At 65.7% G+C, this 24808-nt stretch carries 22 protein-coding genes; 17 read left to right on the top strand and 5 right to left on the bottom strand.

The genetic code is table 11. The features are described from left to right. The first annotated feature begins 14 nt into the window (after positions 1-14). From serC to H681_RS17100, 15 genes are all read left to right on the top strand, one after another. Positions 15-1100 carry a 3-phosphoserine/phosphohydroxythreonine transaminase gene (gene serC, locus H681_RS17170; RefSeq protein ID WP_015478145.1) on the top strand — a complete coding sequence of 362 codons (1086 nt, stop codon included), beginning with the start codon at positions 15-17 and terminating at the stop codon, positions 1098-1100. Continuing rightward, on the top strand, positions 1100-2197 hold the full coding sequence (gene pheA, locus H681_RS17165; protein ID WP_015478144.1) for a prephenate dehydratase: 1098 nt from the start codon (positions 1100-1102) through the stop codon (positions 2195-2197). The genes serC and pheA overlap by 1 nt, the downstream gene beginning before the upstream one ends. Before the next feature lie 87 nt (positions 2198-2284). Further along, positions 2285-3397 (top strand): histidinol-phosphate transaminase, encoded by a 1113-nt coding sequence (hisC, locus tag H681_RS17160; RefSeq protein WP_015478143.1) that lies wholly within the window; start codon positions 2285-2287, stop codon positions 3395-3397. Further along, positions 3390-5615, top strand: coding sequence for a bifunctional prephenate dehydrogenase/3-phosphoshikimate 1-carboxyvinyltransferase (locus H681_RS17155; RefSeq protein WP_041712105.1), 2226 nt, complete (start codon positions 3390-3392; stop codon positions 5613-5615). Before hisC ends, H681_RS17155 begins: the two co-directional genes overlap by 8 nt. Further along, a complete protein-coding gene (gene cmk, locus H681_RS17150; RefSeq protein WP_015478141.1) occupies positions 5616-6308 on the top strand; it encodes a (d)CMP kinase in 693 nt (230 codons plus the stop codon). A gap of 215 nt (positions 6309-6523) precedes the next feature. After that, positions 6524-7297, top strand: a complete 774-nt coding sequence (locus H681_RS17145; RefSeq protein ID WP_236620485.1) for an ABC transporter permease — start codon at positions 6524-6526, stop codon at positions 7295-7297. Further along, a complete protein-coding gene (locus H681_RS17140) occupies positions 7287-9017 on the top strand; it encodes a GspE/PulE family protein (protein WP_015478139.1) in 1731 nt (576 codons plus the stop codon). Before H681_RS17145 ends, H681_RS17140 begins: the two co-directional genes overlap by 11 nt. 4 nt (positions 9018-9021) lie before the next feature. Continuing rightward, positions 9022-10212, top strand: coding sequence for a type II secretion system F family protein (locus H681_RS17135; RefSeq protein WP_041712102.1), 1191 nt, complete (start codon positions 9022-9024; stop codon positions 10210-10212). Between the two features lie 127 nt (positions 10213-10339). Beyond that, on the top strand, positions 10340-10735 hold the full coding sequence (gene gspG, locus H681_RS17130) for a type II secretion system major pseudopilin GspG (RefSeq protein WP_051070481.1): 396 nt from the start codon (positions 10340-10342) through the stop codon (positions 10733-10735). Positions 10736-10763: 28 nt separating this feature from the next. Then, positions 10764-11114: a hypothetical protein gene (locus tag H681_RS17125; protein ID WP_015478136.1), complete on the top strand. Its 351-nt coding sequence runs from the start codon at positions 10764-10766 to the stop codon at positions 11112-11114. Next, the gene (locus tag H681_RS17120; protein WP_041712660.1) at positions 11111-11542 is read left to right on the top strand and encodes a PulJ/GspJ family protein; all 432 of its coding nucleotides are present in this window, start codon (positions 11111-11113) and stop codon (positions 11540-11542) included. The genes H681_RS17125 and H681_RS17120 overlap by 4 nt, the downstream gene beginning before the upstream one ends. A 41-nt stretch (positions 11543-11583) precedes the next feature. Further along, a complete protein-coding gene (locus H681_RS17115) occupies positions 11584-12132 on the top strand; it encodes a type II secretion system protein GspJ (RefSeq protein WP_236620484.1) in 549 nt (182 codons plus the stop codon). Further along, positions 12122-13156, top strand: coding sequence for a hypothetical protein (locus H681_RS17110; protein ID WP_015478133.1), 1035 nt, complete (start codon positions 12122-12124; stop codon positions 13154-13156). The genes H681_RS17115 and H681_RS17110 overlap by 11 nt, the downstream gene beginning before the upstream one ends. After that, the gene (locus tag H681_RS17105) at positions 13071-14165 is read left to right on the top strand and encodes a hypothetical protein (protein ID WP_162140833.1); all 1095 of its coding nucleotides are present in this window, start codon (positions 13071-13073) and stop codon (positions 14163-14165) included. Before H681_RS17110 ends, H681_RS17105 begins: the two co-directional genes overlap by 86 nt. A 12-nt stretch (positions 14166-14177) precedes the next feature. Beyond that, positions 14178-14771, top strand: coding sequence for a hypothetical protein (locus H681_RS17100; protein ID WP_080636234.1), 594 nt, complete (start codon positions 14178-14180; stop codon positions 14769-14771). Between the two features lie 298 nt (positions 14772-15069). Here H681_RS17100 and H681_RS17095 read toward each other — a convergent pair whose 3' ends face one another. From H681_RS17095 to phhA, 3 genes are all read right to left on the bottom strand, one after another. Then, the gene (locus tag H681_RS17095) at positions 15070-16266 is read right to left on the bottom strand and encodes an amino acid aminotransferase (protein WP_015478130.1); all 1197 of its coding nucleotides are present in this window, start codon (positions 16264-16266) and stop codon (positions 15070-15072) included. After that, complete coding sequence (locus H681_RS17090) at positions 16263-16619, bottom strand: 4a-hydroxytetrahydrobiopterin dehydratase (RefSeq protein ID WP_015478129.1); 357 nt, start codon at positions 16617-16619, stop codon at positions 16263-16265. Before H681_RS17090 ends, H681_RS17095 begins: the two co-directional genes overlap by 4 nt. A gap of 99 nt (positions 16620-16718) precedes the next feature. Next, entirely contained in the window at positions 16719-17507 is a 789-nt protein-coding gene (gene phhA, locus H681_RS17085; RefSeq protein ID WP_015478128.1) for a phenylalanine 4-monooxygenase, read from the bottom strand. Positions 17508-17764: 257 nt separating this feature from the next. On the opposite strand from phhA, the gene H681_RS17080 reads away from it, so the two are divergent. After that, a complete protein-coding gene (locus H681_RS17080; protein WP_015478127.1) occupies positions 17765-19327 on the top strand; it encodes a sigma-54-dependent phenylalanine hydroxylase transcriptional regulator PhhR in 1563 nt (520 codons plus the stop codon). Between the two features lie 212 nt (positions 19328-19539). Here H681_RS17080 and H681_RS17075 read toward each other — a convergent pair whose 3' ends face one another. Continuing rightward, positions 19540-19908 carry a hypothetical protein gene (locus H681_RS17075; RefSeq protein ID WP_015478126.1) on the bottom strand — a complete coding sequence of 123 codons (369 nt, stop codon included), beginning with the start codon at positions 19906-19908 and terminating at the stop codon, positions 19540-19542. Positions 19909-20019: 111 nt separating this feature from the next. Between H681_RS17075 and H681_RS17070 the strand changes: the two genes are divergently transcribed. Further along, positions 20020-24336 carry a DEAD/DEAH box helicase gene (locus H681_RS17070; RefSeq protein WP_015478125.1) on the top strand — a complete coding sequence of 1439 codons (4317 nt, stop codon included), beginning with the start codon at positions 20020-20022 and terminating at the stop codon, positions 24334-24336. 102 nt (positions 24337-24438) lie between these two features. On the opposite strand, the gene H681_RS17065 is transcribed toward H681_RS17070, so the two are convergent. Further along, positions 24439-24756 carry an Mpo1-like protein gene (locus H681_RS17065; RefSeq protein ID WP_015478124.1) on the bottom strand — a complete coding sequence of 106 codons (318 nt, stop codon included), beginning with the start codon at positions 24754-24756 and terminating at the stop codon, positions 24439-24441. Between the last annotated feature and the right edge of the window lie 52 nt (positions 24757-24808).

Here is a 24808-nt window from a genome sequence, read left to right as displayed (position 1 = left end):
TAGCGAGAGTGGATGTGAGCAAGCGAGCCTTTAACTTCTGCGCCGGTCCCGCGGCGCTTCCCACCGAGGTGCTGGAGCGCGCCCGCGCCGAACTGCTGGATTGGCAGGGCAAGGGCCTGTCGGTCATGGAGATGAGCCACCGTAGCGACGACTACGTGGCCATCGCCGAGAAGGCCGAACAGGACCTGCGCGATCTGATGGGCGTGCCGTCGAACTACAAGGTGCTGTTCCTGCAGGGCGGCGCCAGCCAGCAGTTCGCCGAGATCCCGCTGAACCTGCTGCCCGAAGACGGCGTGGCGGATTACGTGGAAACCGGCATCTGGTCGAAGAAGGCCATCGAAGAGGCTCGTCGCTACGGCAATGTCAACGTGGTTGCCAGTGCATCCAAGTACGACTACTTCGCCATCCCCGGGCAGAACGAGTGGAACCTGTCCAGGGACGCCGCCTACCTGCACTACGCGTCCAACGAGACCATCGGCGGCCTGGAGTTCGACTGGATTCCGCAAGTCGGCGACGTCCCGCTGGTGGTGGACATGTCCTCGGACATCCTCTCGCGCCCGACCGACGTGTCGAAGTTCGGCCTGATCTACGCCGGTGCGCAGAAGAACATCGGCCCGTCCGGCCTGGTCGTTGTCGTCGTCCGTGAAGACCTGCTGGGCCGCGCCCGCAGCATCTGCCCGACCATGCTCAACTACAAGGTCGCCGCCGACAACGGCTCCATGTACAACACCCCGGCGACCTACTCCTGGTACCTCTCCGGCCTGGTCTTCCAGTGGCTGAAGGAGCAGGGCGGCGTCGAGGCGATGGAGCAGCGCAACCGCGCCAAGAAGGACATGCTGTACGGCTTCATCGACAGCAGCGACTTCTACACCAACCCGATCCAGCCCAGTGCCCGCTCCTGGATGAACGTGCCGTTCCGCCTGGCCGACGAGAAGCTCGACAAGGCCTTCCTCGAAGGCGCCGACGCGCGCGGCTTGCTCAACCTCAAGGGCCACCGCTCGGTGGGCGGCATGCGTGCCTCCATCTATAACGCCCTGGGCCTGGACGCCATCGAAGCCCTGGTCGGCTACATGGCCGAGTTCGAGAAGGAGCACGGCTGATGAGCGACGCTGACCAGCTCAAGGCTTTGCGCGTACGCATCGACAGCCTCGACGAGAAGATCCTCGAGCTGATCAGCGAACGCGCCCGCTGCGCCACCGACGTGGCGCGCGTGAAGATGGCCGCCCTGCCCGAAGGCGAGAAGCCGGTGTTCTACCGGCCCGAGCGCGAGGCCTGGGTGCTCAAGCACATCATGGAGCTGAACAAGGGCCCGCTGGACAACGAGGAAGTCGCTCGTCTGTTCCGCGAGATCATGTCCTCCTGCCTGGCTCTGGAACAGCCGCTGAAAGTGGCCTACCTCGGCCCGGAAGGCACCTTCACCCAGGCCGCGGCGCTCAAGCACTTCGGCCACGCGGTGATCAGCACGCCGATGGCAGCCATCGACGAAGTGTTCCGCGAAGTCGCCGCCGGTGCGGTGAACTTCGGCGTGGTGCCGGTGGAAAACTCCACCGAGGGCGCGGTCAACCACACCCTCGACAGCTTCCTCGAGCACGACATGGTGATCTGCGGCGAGGTCGAGCTGCGCATCCACCACCACCTGCTGGTGGGCGAGAACACCAAGACCAGCAACATCACCCGCATCTATTCCCACGCCCAGTCCCTGGCCCAGTGCCGCAAGTGGCTGGACGCGCACTACCCGAACGTCGAGCGCGTGGCGGTCTCCAGTAACGCCGACGCCGCCAAGCGGGTGAAGAGCGAGTGGAACAGCGCCGCGATTGCCGGCGACATGGCGGCCAGCCTGTACGGCCTGGACAAGCTGCACGAGAAGATCGAGGACCGCCCGGACAACTCCACGCGCTTCCTCATGATCGGCAACCAGGAAGTGCCGCCCACCGGCGACGACAAGACCTCCATCATCGTCTCCATGCGCAACAAGCCGGGCGCGCTGCACGAGCTGCTGGTGCCGTTCCACAACAACGGCATCGACCTGACCCGCATCGAGACTCGCCCGTCGCGTAGCGGCAAGTGGACCTACGTGTTCTTCATCGACTTCGTCGGTCACCACAAGGACCCGCTGATCAAGGACGTGCTGGAAAAGATCAACAGCGAAGCCGTTGCCCTGAAGGTGCTGGGCTCGTATCCGAAAGCGGTTCTCTGAACCGACAGCCGCAAGCCAGGGCCGCAAGCTGCCGACACGTCGGTAGACGGTTGATGGCTTGCGGCCCATAGCTTGAGGCTTTTAGCGATGTCGTGTGATTTCCTTGCCCTGGCCCAGCCGGGTGTGCAGAAGCTTTCCCCCTACGTACCCGGCAAGCCGGTCGATGAGCTGGCCCGCGAGCTGAAGCTTGACCCCGCCGGCATCGTCAAGCTGGCCAGCAATGAGAATCCGTTGGGCCCGAGCCCGAAGGTCCTCGAGGCCATCCGCGCGGAACTGGCCGAACTGACCCGCTATCCCGACGGCAACGGCTTCGAACTGAAGAGCCGCCTGGCCGCCCGCTGCGGCGTCGAAACCGCGCAGGTCACCCTGGGCAACGGCTCCAACGACATTCTCGATCTGGTGGCTCGCGCCTACCTGGCGCCCGGCCTGAACGCTGTGTTCAGCCAGTACGCCTTCGCGGTCTACCCGATCTCCACCCAGGCCGTCGGCGCCCAGGGGAAGGTCGTGCCGGCGAAAGACTGGGGCCATGACCTGGAAGCCATGCTGGCGGCCATCGATGCCAATACCCGCGTGGTCTTTATCGCCAACCCGAACAACCCCACCGGCACCTGGTTCGGCCCGGACGCGCTGGAGCGCTTCCTGTCGCAGGTTCCGGAGAATGTCCTGGTGGTGCTCGACGAGGCCTACATCGAGTACGCCGAAGGCGAAGAGCTGCCGGACGGCCTGAAATATATGGCGCGCTACCCGAACCTGCTGGTCTCGCGCACCTTCTCCAAGGCCTACGGCTTGGCGTCCCTGCGCGTTGGCTACGCGATCTCCTCGGCGCAGGTCGCCGACGTACTCAACCGCGTGCGCCAGCCGTTCAACGTCAACAGCCTGGCCCTGGCCGCCGCCTGCGCCGCGCTGGACGACGCCCAGTACCTGGCCGAAGGCAAGCGCATCAACGACGAAGGCATGGCCCAGCTGGAAAACGGCCTGCGCGCGCTGGACCTGCAATGGATTCCCTCCAAGGGCAACTTCATCGCCGTGGACCTCAAGCGCGATGCCGGTCCGGTCTACCAGGCCCTGCTCGCCGAGGGCGTTATCGTCCGTCCGGTGGGCGGCTACGGCATGCCACAGCACCTGCGCATCTCCATCGGCCTGCCGGCCGAGAACGCCCGTTTCCTCGAAGCGCTGGCCAAGGTACTCGCCCGTGCCTGATGTCCAGCCGCAAAAGCTTCGCCGACTGGTTGTGGTGGGGCTCGGCCTGATCGGCGGCTCCTTCGCCAAGGGTATCCGCGAGAAGGGGCTGTTCGAGGAAGTGGTCGGCGTCGACCGCGATCCGCAGACCCGACGCCTGGCGGTGGAGCTGGGCGTGGTCGACCGCTGCGAGGAAAGCCTCGCCGCCGGCTGTCGCGAGGCCGACGTGATCCAGCTTGCCGTGCCGATCCTGGCCATGGAGAAGGTCCTCGGCGAACTCGCCACCCTCGACATCGACAACGCCATCCTGACCGACGTGGGCAGCGCCAAGGGCAACGTGGTACGTGCGGCGAAAGCGGTGTTCGGCGGCATGCCGGCGCGCTTCGTGCCCGGCCATCCCATCGCCGGCTCCGAGCAGAGCGGGGTGGAAGCGGCCAACGCGAAACTGTTCCGCCGTCATAAAGTCATCCTCACGCCGCTGGATAATGCCGATGCGGACGCGATCCAGTGCGTCGAAAGCCTCTGGCGCGAGCTGGGGGCGGATGTCGAACAGATGGCTGTCGAGCACCACGACGAAGTTCTTGCCGCCACCAGCCACCTGCCGCACCTGTTGGCCTTCACGCTGGTCGACTCGCTGGCCAAACGCAGCGAGAATCTGGAGATCTTCCGCTATGCCGCTGGCGGCTTCCGCGACTTCACGCGGATCGCCGGCAGCGACCCGGTGATGTGGCACGACATCTTCCTCGCCAACCGCGAGGCGGTGCTGCGCATCCTCGACGTATTCCGTGACGACCTTGATGATCTGCGCGAGGCCGTCGACCAAGGGGACGGGCAACAACTGATGGGCGTCTTCACCCGCGCCCGCGTTGCCCGCGAGCATTTCAGCAAAATCCTGGCCCGCCGGGCCTATGTGGACGCCATGCACAACAATGACCTGATTTTCCTGGCCCAGCCGGGTGGCCGCCTCTCCGGACGTGTTCGCGTACCGGGCGACAAGTCCATTTCCCATCGCTCGATCATGCTCGGCTCGCTGGCCGAAGGCACGACCGAGGTGCAAGGCTTCCTCGAGGGTGAAGACGCCCTCGCCACCATCCAGGCGTTCCGCGACATGGGCGTGGTCATCGAAGGCCCGCACCACGGTCGCGTGACCGTTCACGGCGTCGGCCTGCATGGCCTGAAGACTCCGCCTGGCCCGATCTACCTGGGCAACTCCGGAACCTCGATGCGCCTGCTCAGCGGCCTGCTCGCCGCCCAGCCGTTCGACACCACCCTGACCGGCGACGCCTCACTGTCCAAGCGTCCGATGAACCGCGTGGCCAAGCCGCTGCGGGAAATGGGCGCGGTGATCGAGACCGGTCCCGAAGGCCGTCCGCCGCTGACCATCCGTGGCGGCAACAAGCTCACCGGCATGCACTACGAAATGCCGATGGCCAGCGCCCAGGTGAAGTCCTGCCTGCTGCTCGCCGGCCTCTATGCCGCCGGCAGCACCTCCACCACCGAGCCGGCGCCGACCCGCGACCACACCGAGCGCATGCTGCGCGGCTTCGGCTACCCGGTGGACGTCGAAGGCGCCACCGCCCGCGTCGAGTCCGGCCACAAGCTCAGTGCCACCTCCATCGAAGTCCCGGCCGACATTTCCTCGGCGGCCTTCTTCCTGGTTGCCGCGAGCATCGCCGAAGGTTCCGACCTGACCCTGGAGCACGTCGGCATCAACCCGACCCGCACCGGCATCATCGACATCCTCAAGCTCATGGGTGCCGACATCACCCTGGAAAACCAGCGTGAAGTGGGCGGCGAGCCGGTTGCCGACATCCGCGTGCGTTCGGCCCGGCTGAAAGGCATCGATATCCCCGAAGACCTGGTGCCGCTGGCTATCGACGAGTTCCCGGTACTCTTCGTCGCCGCCGCCAACGCCGAAGGCCGCACCGTCCTGCGCGGCGCGGAAGAGCTGCGGGTGAAGGAATCCGACCGCATCCAGGTCATGGCCGACGGCTTGCTGGCCCTGGGCGTGAAGTGCGAACCGACCCCGGACGGCATCATCATCGACGGCGGCAGCTACGGTGGCGGCGAAGTCTGGAGTCACGGCGACCACCGTATCGCCATGTCCTTCAGCGTGGCCTCCCTGCGTGCCGGCGCGCCGATCCGCATCCACGACTGCGCCAACGTCGCCACCTCCTTCCCGAACTTCCTAGGGCTGGCCGCCGGCGCGGGCATCCGCGTCGCCGAGGAGGGCAAGTAAATGAGAGGCGAATGGCCGGTCGTCGCCATCGACGGCCCCAGCGGTTCCGGCAAGGGCACGGTCGCCGGTCTGCTGGCCAAGCGTCTGGGCTGGAACCTGCTGGATTCCGGCGCGTTGTACCGCCTGCTGGCGTTCGCCGCCGGTAACCACGGCATCGACCTGACCAACGAGGAGGCCCTCAAGGTCCTGGCCGCGCACCTGGACGTGCAGTTCACCCACCGCAAGGGCGGGCAGGGCCAGCACATCATCCTCGAAGGCGAAGACGTCACCGACGTGATCCGCACCGAGCAGGTCGGCGCCGGCGCCTCGCAAGTCGCCGCGCTGCCCGCGGTGCGCGACGCGCTGCTGCAACGCCAGCGTGCCTTCCTCGAAGCGCCGGGCCTGGTGGCCGACGGTCGCGACATGGGCACCGTGGTCTTCCCTTATGCGCCGCTGAAGATCTTCCTCACCGCTTCGGCCGAGGAGCGCGCCCGCCGCCGCTACCTGCAACTGAAGAACAAGGGCATCGACAGCGACCAGGCGCAACTGGCCGAGGAAATCCGCACCCGCGACGAGCGCGACAGCCAACGCGCCGTGGCACCGCTGAAACCGGCGGAAGGTGCGATTCTGGTGGACTCCACCGAGATGACCATCGACGCGGTGGTGGAGAGCATTCTCGGAGAGATCGCCCGGCTCGGCCTGGACAATCTCTGATCCCCTCTGCCCATCCGGATGCCCTGAGCGTTCGGATGGGTTCCTCCTCATCCTCGGAAAATGCCGTACGTAGCTGCGGAACGGTCCTGCATCTCCGAAAGTCTCCCAGCCCTCACCATTACCTACTCATTTTTCTGGGCGGTTTGTAGAAAACCGGTCCGAGTCGGTCGGGGGCGTGCGTGTCGAAGCATCACTTTCTTTCCTGGTACGAGTCCGTGTTCGAGCGCCTCGGACTGACCGTCGCGCTGGCGCGGCGGGAGATCGAATCCAGGTATCGCGGCACCTTGCCGGGGCGGGCCTGGATCATTATCGCCCCCTTCCTGATGCTGGTTGTCTACACCTTCGTGTTCGGCCATATCCTGAAGTCCCGCTGGGGTGCCGATCAGGACACCTCTTCATTTGCCCTGACCCTGTTTTCGGGGTTGCTGCTCAATACCCTGCTGGGTGAATGCCTGAGCCGTGCGGCATCAGTGATGCACAGCTATGGCAACTACGTGAAGAAACTGGTTTTTCCCCTTGAAGTCATTCCTCTTTCCGTGGTTCTTGCCGGGCTGCTCAATGTATTCATCGGCTACCTTGTCCTGCTTGTAGCCATGCTGCTGTTGGGACATCCGCTGGCTTGGAGCGTGCTCTACCTGCCGTTGGTGTTGCTGCCGTTTCTCGTATGCCTTGTCGGGTTGACCTTCCTAATCGCGGCGCTGGGGACGTATTTCCGAGATGTCGGACAAATCGTGCAGTTCGTCCTGATACTCGCCTTGTTCCTCAGTCCGATCCTTTACCCGTTGACCTCTCTTCCTGAATCCGCGCGCTCCTACCTCGCGCTGAACCCGTTGACTATTCCGGTCGAGACGGTGCGGGCTGTTCTCTTCGGTTCGCCATTGCCGGAGCTGTCGCAGATCGTTGCTTACCATGTGACGGCCGGGGTTCTCGCGGTGATCGGTATCGGGCTGTTCATGCGCGTGAAATGCGGATTTGCCGATGTCCTCTGAACGAGCGGACGACCTGATGCAGGCGGTTTCACCGGACCTGCTGGGGCAACGCCTGATTCGCAAGGGGGTGGTGTCCGACCAGGAGGTTGAACGGGCGCTCGATCTCCAGGCACGCATCGGTGGCCGCCTGGGAGGCATCCTGATGCGCTCCGGCGCACTCTCGGAGACGGCGCTGCTTGAAGAGCTTGCCGAGCAGTTGGCACTTCCTCTCGTAGGGCGGGATCTGGAGGGGCCGTCGGCCGTGGCTATTGCCGGATTGCTGGAGGCGACGCCGATCAGTGTCGAGTGGTTTCTTTCCGAACAGATAGTGCTCTGGCAGGACGAGCCGAACGCCTTGCTGGTGGCGGCTCGCGACCCCCTGGAGCCCGCCCTGCGTGATGTGTTGAGTCACTTCTATCCCGACCTGACCCCGCACTGGGTGTTGTGCCGTTCCCAGGAACTGGATGCCTGGCTGCGGATCATCGATGAACACCAGCAACGTGATGGATGGAAGTCCCAGACGATCGGGGATGACGATGTACGGCATCTGCGTGAAATGGCAGAAGAGGCGCCGATCGTCGAGTTGGTGAACAACGTGATCGGCCAGGCTATCGAGAAGCGTGCTTCGGACATTCATATCGAGCCGAGCGAGTTCAGCTTCCAGGTGCGCCTCCGGGTGGATGGCGTCCTGCAGTCGCAGCTATCGCTTCCTCGCGAGCGTTTTGCCGCCGTGGTGTCGCGAATCAAGCTGATTTCCATGATCGATATCGCCGAGCGACGTCTTCCGCAGGATGGGCGGATGAGCGTGAGAGTCGGTGGTCAGGAGATGGATATCCGGGTTTCGACGTTACCCGGTGTGCACGGCGAGTCCGTGGTGATGCGTCTGTTGCCCAAGAAGCGTGAGGGGTTACGTCTGGATAGCCTTGGCATGCTACCGGATCACTTGGAAATGGTGCGTACCTGGACGCTGGAGCCTCATGGCATCGTGCTGGTTACCGGCCCCACCGGCTCGGGCAAGTCGACCACGCTTTACGGTTGCCTGGAATCGATCAATGACGGGGTACGCAAGATCATCACGGTGGAGGACCCGGTGGAGTACCAGGTGCCGCATATCACCCAGGTCCAGGCCCATTCGGAAATCGGCCTGACCTTTGCCGCGGCGTTGCGCTCGATCCTGCGCCAGGACCCGGACGTAATCATGATCGGTGAGATCCGTGATCTGGAAACGGCGGAAATTGCCGTGCAGTCCTCGCTGACCGGACATCTGGTGTTCTCAACACTGCACACGAATGACGCCGTGAGCGCTTTCACCCGCCTCATCGATATGGGGGTGGAGCCGTTTCTGGTTGCTTCACCGGTGCGCGGTGTGCAGGCCCAGCGGTTGGTTCGAAGCCTGTGCAGCCACTGTGCTGAACCTCATGCATCCGGGCTCCCCGAAGCAGAGCGGCAGGGGGTGGAGAGTCTGGTGGCGAAGTTGTTCCCGAATCGGGCGCCGGCCTGGAAGCGCGCGGTGGGGTGCGCGCAGTGCCAGGGCACCGGTTACCGGGGGCGCTTGGGAATCTACGAAATGATTGACGTGCTGCCACAGATGCAGGAACTGATCATGCAGCGTTCTCCAGTGGAGCAGATGCGGCGCCTGGCCCTGGCTCAGGGTTTCCGCAGCATGCGCGAGGACGGCTTTATCAAGGCCTGGATGGGCTTGACCACGGTCGATGAAGTCCATCGTGTGACCAGCGGTTGACACCATGCGCATGCAGTACCTAGCCATCGACCGCCACGGTAAACGCTGTCGCGGTGAATTGAATGCCAACTCCAGGGAGGAGGCCGCACGGCAACTGGAGGCCCAGGGGCTGACGCCGCTGTCGCTGGCGCAACCCAGTCGCTCGATGATGCGCAGGGGTCGAAGGTTGCGGGCCGAGGAGCTCAATCTGGCGCTCTATGAGTTGGCGACCTTGCTTGGCGCAGGTGTCAGCCTGGCGGAGGCGGTCGAGGCGCAACAGCGGGCCGCGCAGCATCCCCGCCTGGCCGATGCCTTGCAAGGGATGAATGACGGGCTCCGCCAGGGACGTTCTTTCCCCCAGGTACTGGAGGCGGCGCGTCTACCGTTGCCTCGCTATGCCTATCAGTTGGTCACCGCCGGAGAAATGACCGGCAACCTCGCAGCCTCGTTGCGCGATTGCGTCGCCCAGATGGAGTACGAGCGGCGTACCCGGGACGAGATCCGCAATGCCTTGATCTACCCGGCGATCCTGGTGATGAGCGGTATCGGCGCGGTGGCGATGATGTTCGTCTTTGTCGTGCCCAAGTTCGCCAACCTGCTCGAGCATGCCGATCGTTTGCCTTGGCTGGCCTGGGCGGTACTCAGCAGCGGCGTGTGGTGCAGGAACAACGCGATGCTCCTGGCCTTGATGGTGGCGATGGCCGCAGTGCTCGCTGTATCGCTGGCAGGCAACTCCCGGGTACGAGGGCGAGGCCTGGGGGCCTTGCTGCGGCTGCCCGTTCTTGGCGAGTGGCTGCTACAGGCCGAGGTCGCCCAGTGGTCGAAGGTGCTCGGCACCTTGCTGGGCAATCGCGTGGCATTGGTCGATGCCTTGCGCCTTGCCGCCGAGAGTCTGCGGGTTCCGACGCAGCGGGAGGTGATGGAGCGAGTCACCCAGGATGTACGAGGCGGTTTATCCCTCTCGCTGGCGCTGGAGAATCGGCATGCCATAACCGCCACGGGCGGCAACCTCATTCGGGTTGGGGAGACGTCCGGGCGCTTGTCGGAAATGCTCGACAGCCTCGCTGGGCTGTATGAGGAGCAGGGGCGGTCGAGGATGCGGAGAGTGTTGGCGCTGATGGAGCCGTTATCGATCCTGCTGATCGGTACGGCCTTCGGCGTGATCATCACCGGCGTCGTTCTGGCGATCACCAGCGCCAACGACATCGTGCTGTGAACGGACCGCGACGGGCTTGCCCCGCCGGGCATCGGAAAGTCGCCGGCGCCGGTTCTGACGTCGGTCGTATGGAGGGAGAACGCGAGTGAAGAGCAGGTATGGAGAGCGAGGGTTTACCTTGCTTGAGATGATCGTGGTCCTGGTGATCATCGGGTTGCTCATGGGACTGGTCGGCCCACGACTGTTCAGTCAGGCCGACAAAGCCAAGATTCAGACCGCCGAAACCCAGGTCAAGATGCTCAAGGGGGCATTGATGACCATGCGTCTGGACATCGGCAGGTTGCCGACGGAGCAGGAGGGGCTGGCGTTGCTGAACACCGCCCCCACCGACGAACTCATCAGGAAGTACTGGAGGGGACCTTACCTCGAGGGCGGCGTGCCCCTGGACCCCTGGAACCATCCCTATATCTACAGCGCCAAGCCAAGCCAGGAGCAGCCATTTTCGCTCTATAGCCGTGGCGCCGATGGCCAGTCAGGTGGCGAAGGTGAGAATGCCGAGATCGGCTATCTACCCGTGCAGTGAGCGACCATCGGGATTCACGTTGCTCGAAATGGTCGTGGTGCTGGCGCTGGTAGCCCTGCTCGGTGCGGTGGTCATGCCCGGTCTGCTGAAGATGCAGGAGGCCTGGAAGCGCCGTATCGATATGCAGGACATTGCCGATCAGTTGCGCAGCCTTGGCTATCGTGCGCGACTCGAGGCGACCGACGTGGTTATAGGTCGCGAGGGTGTTTGGCCCGGGCGGATGCTGGATCTGCCGCCCGGCTGGTCCTTGTCGGCCCAGCCACCTGTGGTGTTTCGCCGCAATGGTGCCTGTCTGGGGGGGCAGGTCGATCTGATCCGGGGGGAGGTGGTGGATCACCTCAGGCTGGATGCCCCCTTGTGCCTGCCGAGCCGCTCATGAGTCGCCGCCAGGCTGGATTCACGCTGCTGGAGGCGGTGGTCGCCATGACGCTGCTGGTAGTGGTCGGCGGGGCATTGCTGGCCTGGCTCAATTCCGGATTCGTCACAGTGGAGCGAATGGCGGATGTACAGCGTCGGCTCGATGCATCCCGAGTCGCCCTGGCTTATCTGGAGCAGATCAACCCTTCGCTTCAGCACGAAGGCCAGGTGCACCTGGGGCCCTATACGCTGGAGTGGACGTGTGATGCTCTGGTGGAGGCGCGCCCAGTCGTCGGGCGCCATAGCGGCGCTCCGGGGCCGTACGATGCTGCGTTGTACCGGGTCAAGGTCCTCATTCTCGAGGAACACGCCGACCCGATCGAGTTGTTCGTCGAGTTGCCGGGCTTCCAACGAACCCGCGTGGCGCAGGATGCCGGGGGGGACGAATGATGCTCCGGCGGAGCGTGCACAGGGGCGAGTCTGGCTTCACATTGCTGGAGCTGCTGGTGGTGCTCGTTCTGCTGTCGTTCATCACGACCCTGCTGATACAGGGAATGACCTACGTCGCCAAGGTCAACGATACCTTTGCGCGCGAAGGGCATCAGCGCTATCTACGGGAGTTGGCGTTCGGCTGGTTCTCCGATGCCATTTCCCAGCTGGCAGCACCCGAGCAGGGCGAAACTGGCGAGCGATTTCGTGGTGATCCGCTGAGTTTCGAGGCCGTGACGCTGAGCAGCGTGGACCGCCGGGAAGGTATCCCGACGCCTTTTGCCTTTCGCCTGGAGCCCGAGGGCCCTGCTGCCGAGCTGATCTATGTGCGGCGTGTCGAGGCCAGCCGCTGGCCACTTTTGGCGATTGCGGCGGATGCCCGTTTCGAATACCTGGACGGTCAGGGACGCTGGCATGAGGACTGGCCTCCCGTTCCTGAGCTGGCGGACGCGCTGCCGGATGCGGTTGCCGTGGCTTCCGAACAGGAGCGGTTGTTCCTGATGGCGCCGGTACAGATGCCCAGACGAGGTCTTGCCCTGGATGATCGCTGATATCAGGACCGATCGAATCGGTGGCCAGCAAGGGTTCGTACTGGTCGGCGTCATCTGGTTCCTGGCCTGCATGACGCTGGTGGTGGGCGCTGCGGTGCTGTGGATCGATCGCTCTCGGGAAACGCTCGAAGCGGAGCGGCAAGGGGTACAGAGAAGTTTCGAGGAGCGCAGCATGCTGAGCCGCCTGACCTGGCTGATGGCTACCCATCGCCTGACTGCCGCAGGCCAGACCACTCCGGAGAGTGCTCCCGCCGATCCGTCGGAGATGGATCCGTCGATGCTGTCCGCGGGAGCTGAGTTGCCTCTGGATGGCCGGGAGCTCTGTTGGGTCAACGGTTTCTGCGTGGCACTGATTGACCGGGCCTCCCGGTTGAGCCTGAACAGCAGTGATCCTGCCGCTATCAATGCCCTCCTGCTCAGCCTTGGCGTACCGGCGGAAAGCACTGCGCGCATGTTGCGCGAACTGGCGCTCTACCAGGCGGCTGAGCGTGGAACGGCCTCCTCGTTATTGGCCCGTCGTCGCCTGCGCTCACCTATGGAGGTGTTCCGCCTGCCATCGTGGCAGCAGTGGGAGGAGCTACTGGTCGCCAGAGGGTGGAGCGAACTGGTCACGGTGGGAGAGGCCGGCCTCAATCTGAACACGGCCAGTGCTGCCGTGCTCACTCAGGCGTGGAGAGTTCCCGAAGGAGGACTTCTGCGGCTGCTCGATCTTCGTCGAGAGCGCCCCATTCTCAGTGGCTCCGATCTGGAAAATATTCTCGGCGGTTACTACGGCGATATTCCTCCGGAAGGTTGGTCACGTTTACCCAGCTCTGTGGTTCTGATCCGTATCCGTCCCCGCGATGGTGAGGTTCGCCATGAGTTTCAACTCAAGCTGCTACCCAACAGTTCCTCTCTGCCGCCCTGGCAATTCCTTCAACGAAGAACCTTACCCAGCCATGCTTCTGAAATCGTCGAACCTCAATCGCCTCAAACTCTACCTGGCCTACTCGCCGCCCCGCTTGTGGCAGGCCCTTGGGGCTGACGGGAGCCGCCTCCTGCGTTGGACCCATCGTCCGCAAGGGCTCTGGCGTACCGCCCCCACGCAATGGGTGATCGACCGTTCCCAGTGCCTGTACCGTTGCCTCGACTTCAGTCATGTGCCTCGAGCGCAGCGTGGTCAGGCGCTGGCGATGAAGGTGTCCAGCCTGTCGGCATATCGCACCCCTGAATACCATGCCGTCTGGCGGGGTGGCCATGCTTTGCTGTGGATGTGGGACAGGCAGGTCCGGCAGGCATTGGCGCAGGACATGGCCGATGCCCCCAGGCGCTATCGCTGCCTGCCCGAGTCTCTGTTGCAAAGCCCGGTGGAGGCAGTGGCTTCACCTGTCCTGCGCCTGATCCAGGTGATGCACGGCTATGACTTGCAGGTGTGGAAGCAGGGGGTCCTGCTGCTGAGTCTTCACTTCCGGGAACCACCCTCTCTGCAGCAGATCCGCTTCGCGACACGCGGTCTGGCGGGGTTGGAGGTCACAACTGTGCCTGAGGTGCAGCGGTTCGAATATCTGCAAGCGCCGTGGGCAGCAGCGGGAGGACCGGGGGACAGGGCCTGGGAGCGCTGGGTGCCTCATGGACTGGCTGCGGCGCTGGTGCTGGGGGGCACGATGGAGATAACCCAGGGCGTTCTTTCCTGGTCGGGCATGCGGGAGTTGCAGAGCGAGCATGCGCAACTGGTCAAGGATATCGAGCCGCTACTCGATGCTCGCTCCCGGACTCAGCGGGCGGTAGCGCAATCCCAGGAGCTCCAGCGGCGAATGCAAGCGATACCCACGCAGATCGAGTTGATGAAAAGAGTCGCGGAGTTGCTTCCGCCGGACAGCAGGCTGACCACCTGGCGTTTCGATGGCCGTGAGCTGGCGTTGCTGATCAACACCACGAACATGGATCCGCGCTTCTTCGTCCAGCGCCTGCAGGACGAGGGGCACTTCCACGATGTACGAGTAGAGCCTTCTCCCCGAGGGGACGGTTTGCAGTTGGCCATGTCCCTGAATTAATGGAGTGGAGTCATGGGAGAGCTATGGACGGTGCCACGCCAGCGTTGGCATCAGTGGGTACAGCGCTGGCAGGAGCAACCTCGTTTGCGCCTGGCCGGCTGGATCATCCTTGCGTTGCTGGTGATCGACCTGGTGGGTGTCTGTGCCGACTGGAAAGGCGCCAGGCAGCAGGAGTACACGGGCATTGCGGAGGAGCTCCGGAAAATGCACGACCTGGCCCGACAGTCCTACTGGCCCGAACGCGCTGTCCAGGCGGAGGATCGCCTGGCGCAGTTCCGTGCCCATTTATGGCAGGCACAGAATGCCTCGCTGGCACGTGCCGATGTGCAGTCCTGGCTGGATGTCGAGATCAGGAAGGCGGGCGTCATGGAGCCGCGGGTGACAGTGCTGGATCCGGTGGACTTCAATGATGGCAAGCCGGATCCACGAATCGAAGTACAGGTGCGCGGGAGCTTCGATCCCACCAGCTATGGACGATTGCTCCTCGCCATCGAGGGGGCTGAGCGCTGGATCAGCATCGAGCGGGTAGAGTTGAGCAATGGCGTCTCGCCGTCCATCAACCTGCAACTGGCATTCCATTGGGCCCTGCCAGGCAAGGCTCCTTGAGTGAGGCCTTTTCGCCGCCATTCCTACGGATTGTGATGGAGTCTGCCAGGGTATCCGTACGTTTTCACGCGCCAGCAATATGCCCTTCCGATCCGGCGGTGAATTGGGCTGGGCGAGGTTTTCCAGTGCCTGGGGCAATGGCACCGTATCCCGCGCTACAAGGCAGGGCCGGGGGCGTTGGAGGGCTGTCGTCGAGGGATAAGGACATTTCCGAAACCTTGCCCGCAGTGACGTGGGCGCCGCTCCCCTGTCTCAGAAAGGACCGGCCCGAGGGCCGGTCGAAGAGGTAGACGATCCGTCAGCGGCAGACGCTGGCGATGGCCGCCGCCAGGTCGTCCAGGCGTTCGGCGGCGAGCCCGGCGATATTGGCGCGGCCGCTGCCGACCATGTACACGCTGTGTTCTTCGCGCAGGCGGCGTACCTGGTCCGGCGTCAGGCCGGTGTAGGAGAACATGCCGCGCTGGATGGCGATGTGCGCGAAGCGCTCCGCCAGGCCGTGGGGGCGCAGGGCCTCCACCAGGCTCAGGCGCAGATCGGCGATGCGCGCGCGCATGCCGTCCAGCTCTTCCAGCCAGAGTGCCTTGAGGTCCGTGTCGCCGAGGATGGTGGCGACCACTTCGGCGCCGTGGGCAGGCGGAGTGGACCAGAGGTTGCGGGCCATCAGCGCCAGTTGGCTGCGCACGTCGGTGAGCTTGGCGGCGCTGCCGGCGCAGACGATCAGCGCGCCGGTGCGTTCGCGGTAGAGGCCGAAATTCTTCGAGCAGGAGCTGGTGATCAGCACTTCCGACAGGCTGTCGGCGAACAGCCGCACGGCGCGGGCGTCTTCTTCCAGTCCGTCGCCCAGACCCTGGTAGGCGAAGTCCAGCAACGGCAGCAGCTCGCGGCGGCGCACCACGTCCAGCACGCGTTGCCAGTCGTTGTAGGCCAGGTCGAAGCCGGTGGGGTTGTGGCAGCAGGCGTGCAGCAGCACTACGTCGCCGTGGGGTACGCGCTCCAGGGCGCTGAGCATGGCTTCTACGTCGAGGTGGTTGTCGGCATCGACGTAGGGGTAGTGCGATACACGCACACCGGCGGCGGCGAACAGGCTTTCGTGGATCGGCCAGGTCGGGTCGCTCAGCCAGACGCTCCGGCCTGGCAGGCAGCGGGCGATGAAGTCCGCCGCCAGGCGTAGGGCGCCGGTGCCGCCCGGGGTCTGGGTGGCGTCGGCGCGCTGGGTGGCCAGCAGGCGCGAGTCGGTGCCCAGCACCACTTCGCACAGGCGCGCGGCGAACAGTGCGTCACCGTGGCCGCCGACGTAGCTCTTGGTGGTTTCGGTTTCCACCAGGCGTTGCTCGGCGATCTTCACCGCGCGGGGGATCGGCGTCAGGCCCTGGGCGTCCTTGTAGACACCCACGCCAAGGTCGAGTCGCGCCGGGTTCGGGTCGGCCCGGTAGGCGTCGAGCAGGCCGAGGATCGGGTCGCCCGGCACGCGGGTGACCTTGGCGAAATGGCTCATTTGCGGCCCTCGGCGGTTTGCGCAACCTCGTCGGTACGGGCGGCCATGATGAAGTCGTTGCGGTGCAGGCCCTTGAGTTCGTGGCTCCACCAGGTGACGGTGACCTTGCCCCATTGGGTCAGCAGGTCGGGATGGTGGCCTTCTTCCTCGGCAATGGCGCCGATGGCGTTGGTGAAGGCCAGGGCGTGGCGGAAGTTCTTGAACAGGAAGACGCGCTCCAGCTCCATGTGGCCGTCGCGGACTTCGATGTTCCAGTCCGGAATCTGCTTGATCAGTACTGCCAGTTCTTCGTCGGACACCTTCGGGGCGTCGGCGCGGCAGGCTTCGCAATGGGCTTGGGTGAGTGCGGTCATGGCTTTCTCCTGAGTGGGGGCGTAGGAGCGGGCTCGCGAATCATCTTACGTTCGCGAGTGAGTCCGCTCACAGGCACAGATTGGGGTAAATACGGCGGATCAGGCGGCCTGCTTGGGCGGAAATTTCGGCGCATGCAGGCCCAGGTGCATGGCTTCGCGCACCAGCGCCATGATGTCCTGGTGGGCCAGCTCGAACAGGCGCTTGAGTTCCGGCAGCACGAAGTACAGTGGCTGCAGGATGTCGATGCGGTATGGGGTGCGCATGCATTCCAGCGGGTCGAAGGCCTGGTGCTCGGGGACATTGGAGAGACTGTAGACGGTCTCCTTCGGCGAGGAGAGGATGCCGCCGCCATAAATGCGCGTGCCCTGGGAGGTGTCGAGCAGGCCGAACTCGATGGTCATCCAGTACAGGCGGGCGAGGAACACCCGCTCTTCCTTGCTGGCGGCCAGGCCCAGCTTGCCGTAGGTGTGGGTGAACTCGGCGAACCAGGGGTTGGTGAGCAGCGGGCAGTGGCCGAAGATCTCGTGGAAGATATCCGGCTCCTGCAGGTAGTCCAGTTCCTCCGGGGTGCGGATGAAGGTGGCTACCGGGAATTGCTGGCTGGCCAGCAGTTCGAAGAAGGTCTGGAAGGGGATCAGCGCCGGCACCCGCGCCACGCGCCAGCCAGTGGTGGCTTGCAGCACCTGGTTGATTTCGGCCAGTTGCGGGATGCGGTCATGGGGCAGGCCGAGTTGTTCGATGCCGTCCAGGTACTCCTGACACGCGCGGCCCTCGATCACGTTCAACTGGCGGGTGATCAGGGTGTTCCAGACCTGGTGCTCGGTTTCCGGGTAGTGGATGAAACCGTGTTCGTCAGGCTGGCGGGCCACGTACTGCGTTGTCTTCATGGGGCCTCCGGCATCGGGCCTTGTTGTTGTGATGCTCCACAATTAACGCGAGTCGTGCTACCGGACAGCCCCCGGATAGACGCCTGGCGGCTCTTGAGGAAGGGGATTGCGTAAAGAAATGATTACGCTTTGACGTGCGCTCGTCCCTTCATGGCTTGAAGGTGTGTCATGGTGTCACATATTCTTGACGGAAATTTCCGGTTGCCTTGCGAAAAAAGCGCCGGAGCGCCCATCAGAATCACAATCACGGGCCCGCCATGCGCATCAAAGTGCACTGCCAGAATCGCGTCGGTATCCTGCGCGACATCCTCAACTTGCTGGTCGACTACGGCATCAACGTCAATCGCGGCGAAGTCGGCGGCGAGCAGGGCAACGCCATCTACCTGCTCTGCCCGAACCTCATCAATCTTCAGTTCCAGTCGCTCAAGCCCAAGCTCGAGGCAGTGCCCGGCGTGTTCGGCGTCAAGCGCGTCGGCCTGATGCCCAGCGAGCGCCGCCACCTGGAGCTGAACGCATTGCTGGCGGCGCTGGATTTCCCGGTGTTGTCGATCGACATGGCCGGGCAGATCGTCGCCGCCAACCGCGCGGCCGCGCAACTGCTCGGCGTGCGTGTCGACGAGGTGCCGGGCATCCCGCTGTCGCGCTACGTGGAGGACCTCGACCTGCCGGAACTGGTGCGGGCCAACAAGGCGCGCATCAATGGCCTGCGGGTGAAGGTGAAGGGCGACGTATTCCTCGCCGACATCGCGCCGCTGCAGTCCGAGCACGACGAGAGCGAGGCGCTGGCCGGCGCGGTGTTGACGCTGCACCGCGCCGATCGCGTCGGCGAGCGCATCTATAACGTGCGGCGCCTGGAGTTGCGCGGCTTCGACAGTATCTTCCAGAGCTCGCGGGTGATGGCCGCCGTGGTCCGCGAGGCACGGCGCATGGCGCCGCTGGATGCGCCGTTGCTGATCGAAGGCGAGACAGGCACCGGCAAGGAGCTGCTGGCCCGCGCCTGTCACCTGGCCAGCCCGCGCGGGCAATCGCCGTTCATGGCGCTGAACTGCGCCGGCCTGCCCGAGTCGATGGCCGAGACCGAGCTGTTCGGCTACGGTCCCGGCGCCTTCGAAGGCGCGCGCCCGGAGGGCAAGCTCGGTCTCCTGGAGCTGACCGCCGGCGGTACGCTGTTCCTCGATGGCGTCGGCGAGATGAGCCCGCGTCTGCAGGCCAAGCTGCTGCGCTTCCTGCAGGACGGCTGTTTCCGCCGGGTGGGCAGCGACGAGGAGGTGTACCTCGACGTGCGGGTGATCTGCGCGACTCAGGTCGACCTGTCCGAACTGTGCAGCAAGGGCGAGTTCCGCCAGGACCTCTACCACCGCCTCAACGTGCTGTCGCTGCACATCCCGCCGCTGCGCGAATGTCTGGACGGCCTGGAGCCGCTGGTGGAGCACTTCCTCGACCAGGCCAGCCGGCAGATCGGCTGCGCGCTGCCCAGGCTCGCCCCACAGGCGCTGGACCGCCTCGGCCGCTACCACTGGCCGGGCAACGTGCGGCAGCTGGAGAACGTGCTGTTCCAGGCGGTCTCGTTATGCGAGGGCGGCACCATCAAGCCCGAGCACATCCGCCTGCCGGACTATGGCGCGCCGCATCCGCTGGGGGATTTCTCCCTGGACGGCGGACTGGATGCCATCGTCGGCCGTTTCGAGAAGGCCGTGCTGGAGCGGCTCTATCGGGAGCACCCGAGCAGTCGGCAACTGGGCAAGCGGCTGGGGGTGTCGCATACCACTATCGCCAACAAGCTGCGCATGCATGGATTGGGGCACAGCGAGGAGTCCTGAGTTGATTGTAGGAGCGAGCTTGCTCGCGAACCGCCCAAACGCTGGAGTCATCGGGAAACAGCGTTCGCGAGCAAGCTCGCTCCCACAGGTTGGCGCCAGGGCTCCTACGCTCGCCTCGGGCGCAGGCGGACTTTGTCCGGGATTGACCGGCAAGGCCGGCGCGGGCGGGGCGGGGAACACCGTGCGCTCCTGCGAACGCAGGCTCCTGAAGCTCACCACGTCTTCGGCCGGTACCCTTTTACGCACGCCCGCACTTCATCGTCGATCACGTTGCCCGGCTTGATGCATTCGGAAAGCTTTCGCGGACTGTCGCTATAGGGCGAGGCGGCTGGAGCCGCCGGCATGCCGTCAGGCGAAATGCCCAGGCGAATCTGCAGCAGCACCCAGCGCTCGTGGAGCCAGGGCTGGCTGGCCGGATTGCGCCATAGGGCGGTGCCGGCGGCGAGGATCAGCAGGGGGATGAGGAACCACAGCAGTGGCTTCACCAGTATCCGCCAGTTGCGCTTCGGGTCGTCGGGCGGCTTCTGTCGGTTCTGTTGCTTGACCTGCTCCCAGTAGTAGTCGCGATCTCGCTCGCTCATCGGCTGTCCGTCCGCTGGTGGATGAGGGAAGAGTAACGGCTGGCGCGGCCTGCGACGAGCCACGATCGGCGGTCCTTGTGACGGGCTTCGCGCGCCACCATAGTGGGGAATATGACCACCTCCCGAACCTCATCCCGCGTCAGGCGCGCCGACGCGCTGGTCGCCTTCCATCCGGCGGTGGCGGCCTGGTTCCGCGCGCATTTCGCCGCGCCGACCCAGGCGCAGGCGTTGGCGTGGCCGGCGATCCAGGCTGGCGATTCGACCCTGGTGGCCGCGCCCACCGGCTCGGGCAAGACGCTCACCGCCTTCCTCGCCGCCATCGATGTGCTGGTGCGCGAGGGGTTGGCCAACGGCGGTGAACTGCCGGATCGCACCACGGTGGTCTACGTCTCGCCGCTCAAGGCGCTGTCCAACGACATCCGCATCAACCTGGAAGAACCGCTGGCCGGCATCCGCGCGGCGCTGGGCAGGATGGGCCTGGCGGAAGTGGACATCCGCACCGCCGTGCGTACCGGCGACACCACCTCCAGCGAGCGCGAGGCCATGCGCCGACGGGTGCCGCACATCCTCGTCACCACGCCTGAATCGCTCTATGTGCTGCTCGGCTCGGACTCCGGCCGCGCGATGCTGGCCGGCGCGCGCAGCGTGATTGTCGACGAGATCCACGCGCTGGCGGCGAACAAGCGCGGCAGCCACCTGGCGCTGTCGCTGGAGCGGTTGCAGGCATTGTGCGAAGCGCCGCTGGTGCGCATCGGCCTGTCCGCCACGCAGAAACCCCTCTCGGCGGTGGCGGGCTTCCTGGTCGGCCGCCACCAGGCCTGCCGCATCATCGACATCGGCTACAGTCGCCAGCGCGACCTGAACCTGGAGGTGCCGCCGGCGCCGCTGGAGGCGGTGATGTCCCACGATGTCTGGGACAAGGTCTACGACCGCCTCGCCGAACTGGCCGAGGCGCATCGCACCACCCTGGTGTTCGTCAATACGCGGCGCCAGGCCGAGCGGGTCACCCGGCACCTGGCCGAGCGCATCGGCGCCGGCTGGGTCGCGGCGCACCACGGCAGTCTGTCCAAGGAACTGCGCCTGGGCGCCGAGCGGCGACTCAAGGTCGGCCAGCTGCGGGTGCTGGTGGCCACTACATCGCTGGAACTGGGCATCGATATCGGCGACGTGGAGCTGGTCTGCCAGCTCGGTTCGCCGCGCTCCATCGCCGCCTTCCTGCAGCGCGTCGGGCGCTCCGGGCACAGCGTCGGCGGTACGCCCAAGGGACGGCTGTTCCCGGCTTCGCGGGACGATCTGGTCGAATGCGTGGCGCTGCTCGACAGCGTGCGCCGCGACGAGCTGGATGCCTTGACGATTCCGCGCGCGCCGCTGGACGTGCTGGCGCAGCAGATCGTCGCCGAAGTGGCCTGCCGGGAATGGGGCGAGGACGCCCTGTTCGAGCTGTTCACCGCCGCCCAGCCCTATGCCGACCTGACTCGCGAACACTTCGATGCCCTGCTGCGCACCCTCGCCGAGGGTTACAACAGCCGCAACGGCCAGCGCGGCGCCTACCTGCACCGCGATGCCGTGCACCGGCGCCTGCGCGGGCGGCGGGGCGCCAAGCTCACCGCGGTGACCTCCGGCGGCACCATTCCCGATACCGGCGACTACGCCGTGCTGCTGGAGCCGCAAGGGTTGACGGTGGGTTCGGTGAACGAGGATTTCGCCGTGGAAAGCCTGGCCGGCGATGTGTTCCAGCTGGGCAATATTTCCTACCGCATCCTGCGCATCGAACCGGGGCGGGTGCGTGTCGAGGACGCCCAGGGCCAACCGCCGAACATTCCCTTCTGGCTCGGCGAAGCGCCGGGCCGCAGCGATGAGCTGTCGTTCAGCGTGTCCCGCCTGCGCGCCCGGCTGGATGAGCTGCTGGCCCAGGGCGAAGGCGATGCCGAGCCCCTGGCCCGAGCCCTCGGCTGGCTGCGGGACGAACTGAATCTGGACGAGGGCGCGGCGCGCCAACTGGTGGAATACCTGGCCCGCGCCCGTCACGCCCTCGGCGCGTTGCCGACCCAGAAGACGTTGATCCTCGAACGCTTCTTCGACGAGTCCGGCGGCATGCAGCTGGTGATCCATTCGCCCTTCGGCAGCCGCCTCAACCGTGCCTGGGGCCTGGCGTTGCGCAAGCGTTTCTGCCGCACCTTCAATTTCGAGCTGCAAGCCGCCGCCACCGAAAACGCCATCATCCTCTCATTGTCCACCAGCCACAGCTTCCCGCTGGAGGAAGTCTGGCGCTACCTGCACTCCAACAGCGCCGAGCAGGTGCTGATCCAGGCGCTGCTCGATGCGCCGCTGTTCGGTGTGCGCTGGCGCTGGAACGCCACCACCGCGCTGGCGTTGCCGCGCTACAGCGGCGGGCGCAAGGTCGCCCCGCAACTGCAACGCATGCGCAGCGAAGACCTGCTGGCCTCGGTATTCCCCGACCAGGTGGCGTGCCTGGAGAACATCGTCGGCGAGCGCGAGATACCCGATCACCCGCTGGTGGCGCAGACCCTCGATGACTGCCTGCACGAGGCGATGGACAGCGAAGGCTGGCTGGTCCTGCTGCGACGCATGGAGCGCGGCGAGGTGACCTTGCTGGCGCGCGACCTGCCGGCGCCGTCGCCGCTGGCGGCGGAAGTGCTGTCGGCCAGTCCCTACGCCTTCCTCGACGACGCGCCGCTGGAGGAGCGCCGCACCCAGGCCGTGCAGAGTCGCCGCTGGACCGATCCGGAAAGCGCCGACGACCTCGGCGCGCTGGATGCCGAAGCCATCGCCGCGGTGCGCGCCGAGGCCTGGCCGGAAGCCCGCGACGCCGACGAGATGCACGAGGCGCTGAGCGGCCTGGGCGGTATCCGTGACAGCGAGGCCCAGGCCAGCGAGGGTTGGCCGATTCTGCTCAAGTCGCTGGCCAAGGCGGGCCGGGCGACCTGCCTGGCCTTACCCGCAGGCGCCGTGTGGGTGGCGGCGGAACGGCTCAGCCAGTGGCGCGCGCTGCATCCGCGGGCTGCCACGAAGCCGCCGCTCGAGCTGCCGGCATCCTTGTGCGAGGACTGTCCGACGGATGACGCGCGGGTGGAACTGGTGCGCGCACGGCTCACCGGATTCGGCCCGCGGCTGCAGCGCGAGCTGGCCGAGGACCTGGGCATTTCCACCGGCGATGCCGGCTTCGCCCTGGCCAGCCTGGAGCGCGAGGGCTATGTGCTGCGCGGACGCTTCACGCCCGGCGCGCGCGAGGAGGAGTGGTGCGAGCGCCACCTGCTGGCGCGTATCCACCGCTACACGGTCAAGCGCCTGCGCCGGGAGATCGAGCCAGTGCAGCGTGCCGACTTCATGCGCTTCCTGTTCGACTGGCAGCGTGTCTCCGCGGGCACGCGGATGCGCGGTGCGGAGTCGCTGGCCGGCGTGCTCAGCCAACTGGAAGGTTTCCAGGCGGCTGCCGGTGCCTGGGAGAGCGACATCCTGCCCAGCCGCGTGGCCGACTACGGAATCAACTGGCTGGACGACCTGTGTCGCGCCGGCCGCATCGTCTGGGCGCGCCTGCCCGGCCGAGTCGCCGCGAAGGGCCGCGGCGGCCCGCTGAAGAGCACGCCTATCGTGCTGCTGCCACGTGCGCAGATGGCGCAATGGAGCGTGCTGAGCGCGGGGCAGGCGGATGCCGAGCTGTCCACCAAGGCCAACAAGGTGCTGGAGGTGCTCAAGGAGCACGGTGCGTCCTTCTTCGAGGAACTGGCCAGCGACAGCCACCTGCTGCGCACCGAGCTGGAAACCGTGCTGGGCGAGTTGGTAGCGGCTGGGCGGGTGAATGCCGACAGCTTCGCCGGCCTGCGCGCCCTGCTGATGCCGGCGGCGCGGCGCCATCCGCAACGGCGTTCGCGCACGCCGCTGTTCGGCATGGCCGACGCCGGGCGCTGGGCGCTGCTGCGCCGATCCACGCAGGAAGCGGGCGCGCGGCTGCCGGCGGAAGCCCTGGAACATGTCGCCATGACCCTGTTGCGCCGCTACGGGGTGGTCTGCTGGCGCCTGCTCGACCGCGAGGCCGACTGGCTGCCGCTGTGGCGCGACCTGCTGCGGGTCTGTCACCGCCTGGAAGCGCGTGGGGAAATCCGTGGCGGCCGCTTCGTCGCCGGGCTCACGGGCGAGCAGTTCGCCCTGCCGGAGGCGGTCGGGCTGCTGCGCGAGGTGCGCCGCCGCGAGGTCGATGGGGAGTGGGTGGTGGTTTCGGCTGTCGATCCGCTGAACCTGTCCGGCACCCTGCTGCCGGGGCGCAAGGTACCGGCGCTGGCGGGCAACCGGGTGCTCTACCGCGACGGTGTGCCGGTGGGCGCGCTGATCGCCGGTGAGGTCGAGCTGCTGGCGGAACTGGCGCCCGACGATCAGGCCCGCGCGCGGGAACGGCTGATCCGCCGGTAGCGCCGTCCGGGCTGGCTTGCACTCGGCGACACGAACCTCTTTTCCGCAAGGCTGCGATATCGTCCCGTGCGCTGCCGGGGGCTTATGCCGGTCGGCGATGGTTCAGAAGCGGATGCGCCCGGTGAAGGCATCCTTGAGCATCACCCAGTCGCCCATGAACGACCACAGCGGGTACTTGAAGGTGGCCGGGCGGTTCTTTTCGAACACGAAGTGCCCGACCCAGGCGAAGCCGTAGCCCGCAAACGGCAGGGCCAGCAGCCACAGCCACTGCCCGCTGGCGATGGCGTAGGCGAGCAGGGACAGCACCAGCAGGCTGCCCACGTAGTGCAGGCGGCGGCAGGTCGGGTTGCTGTGTTCCTGCAGGTAATAGGGGTAGAACTCGGCGAAGCTCTGGAATCGATCGGCGGTCCGGGTGTTCATGGCGCACCTCCTGTTGTTGTGATGGCCCAGTGTAGGCGCGGGCCTGCGGACT

The organism is Pseudomonas sp. ATCC 13867 (genome assembly GCF_000349845.1).
In the GTDB taxonomy this organism is placed as follows: Bacteria; Pseudomonadota; Gammaproteobacteria; order Pseudomonadales; family Pseudomonadaceae; genus Pseudomonas.
Note: the sequence above shows the minus strand (reverse complement) of the source record. Positions and strands in the feature narration are given on the sequence as shown.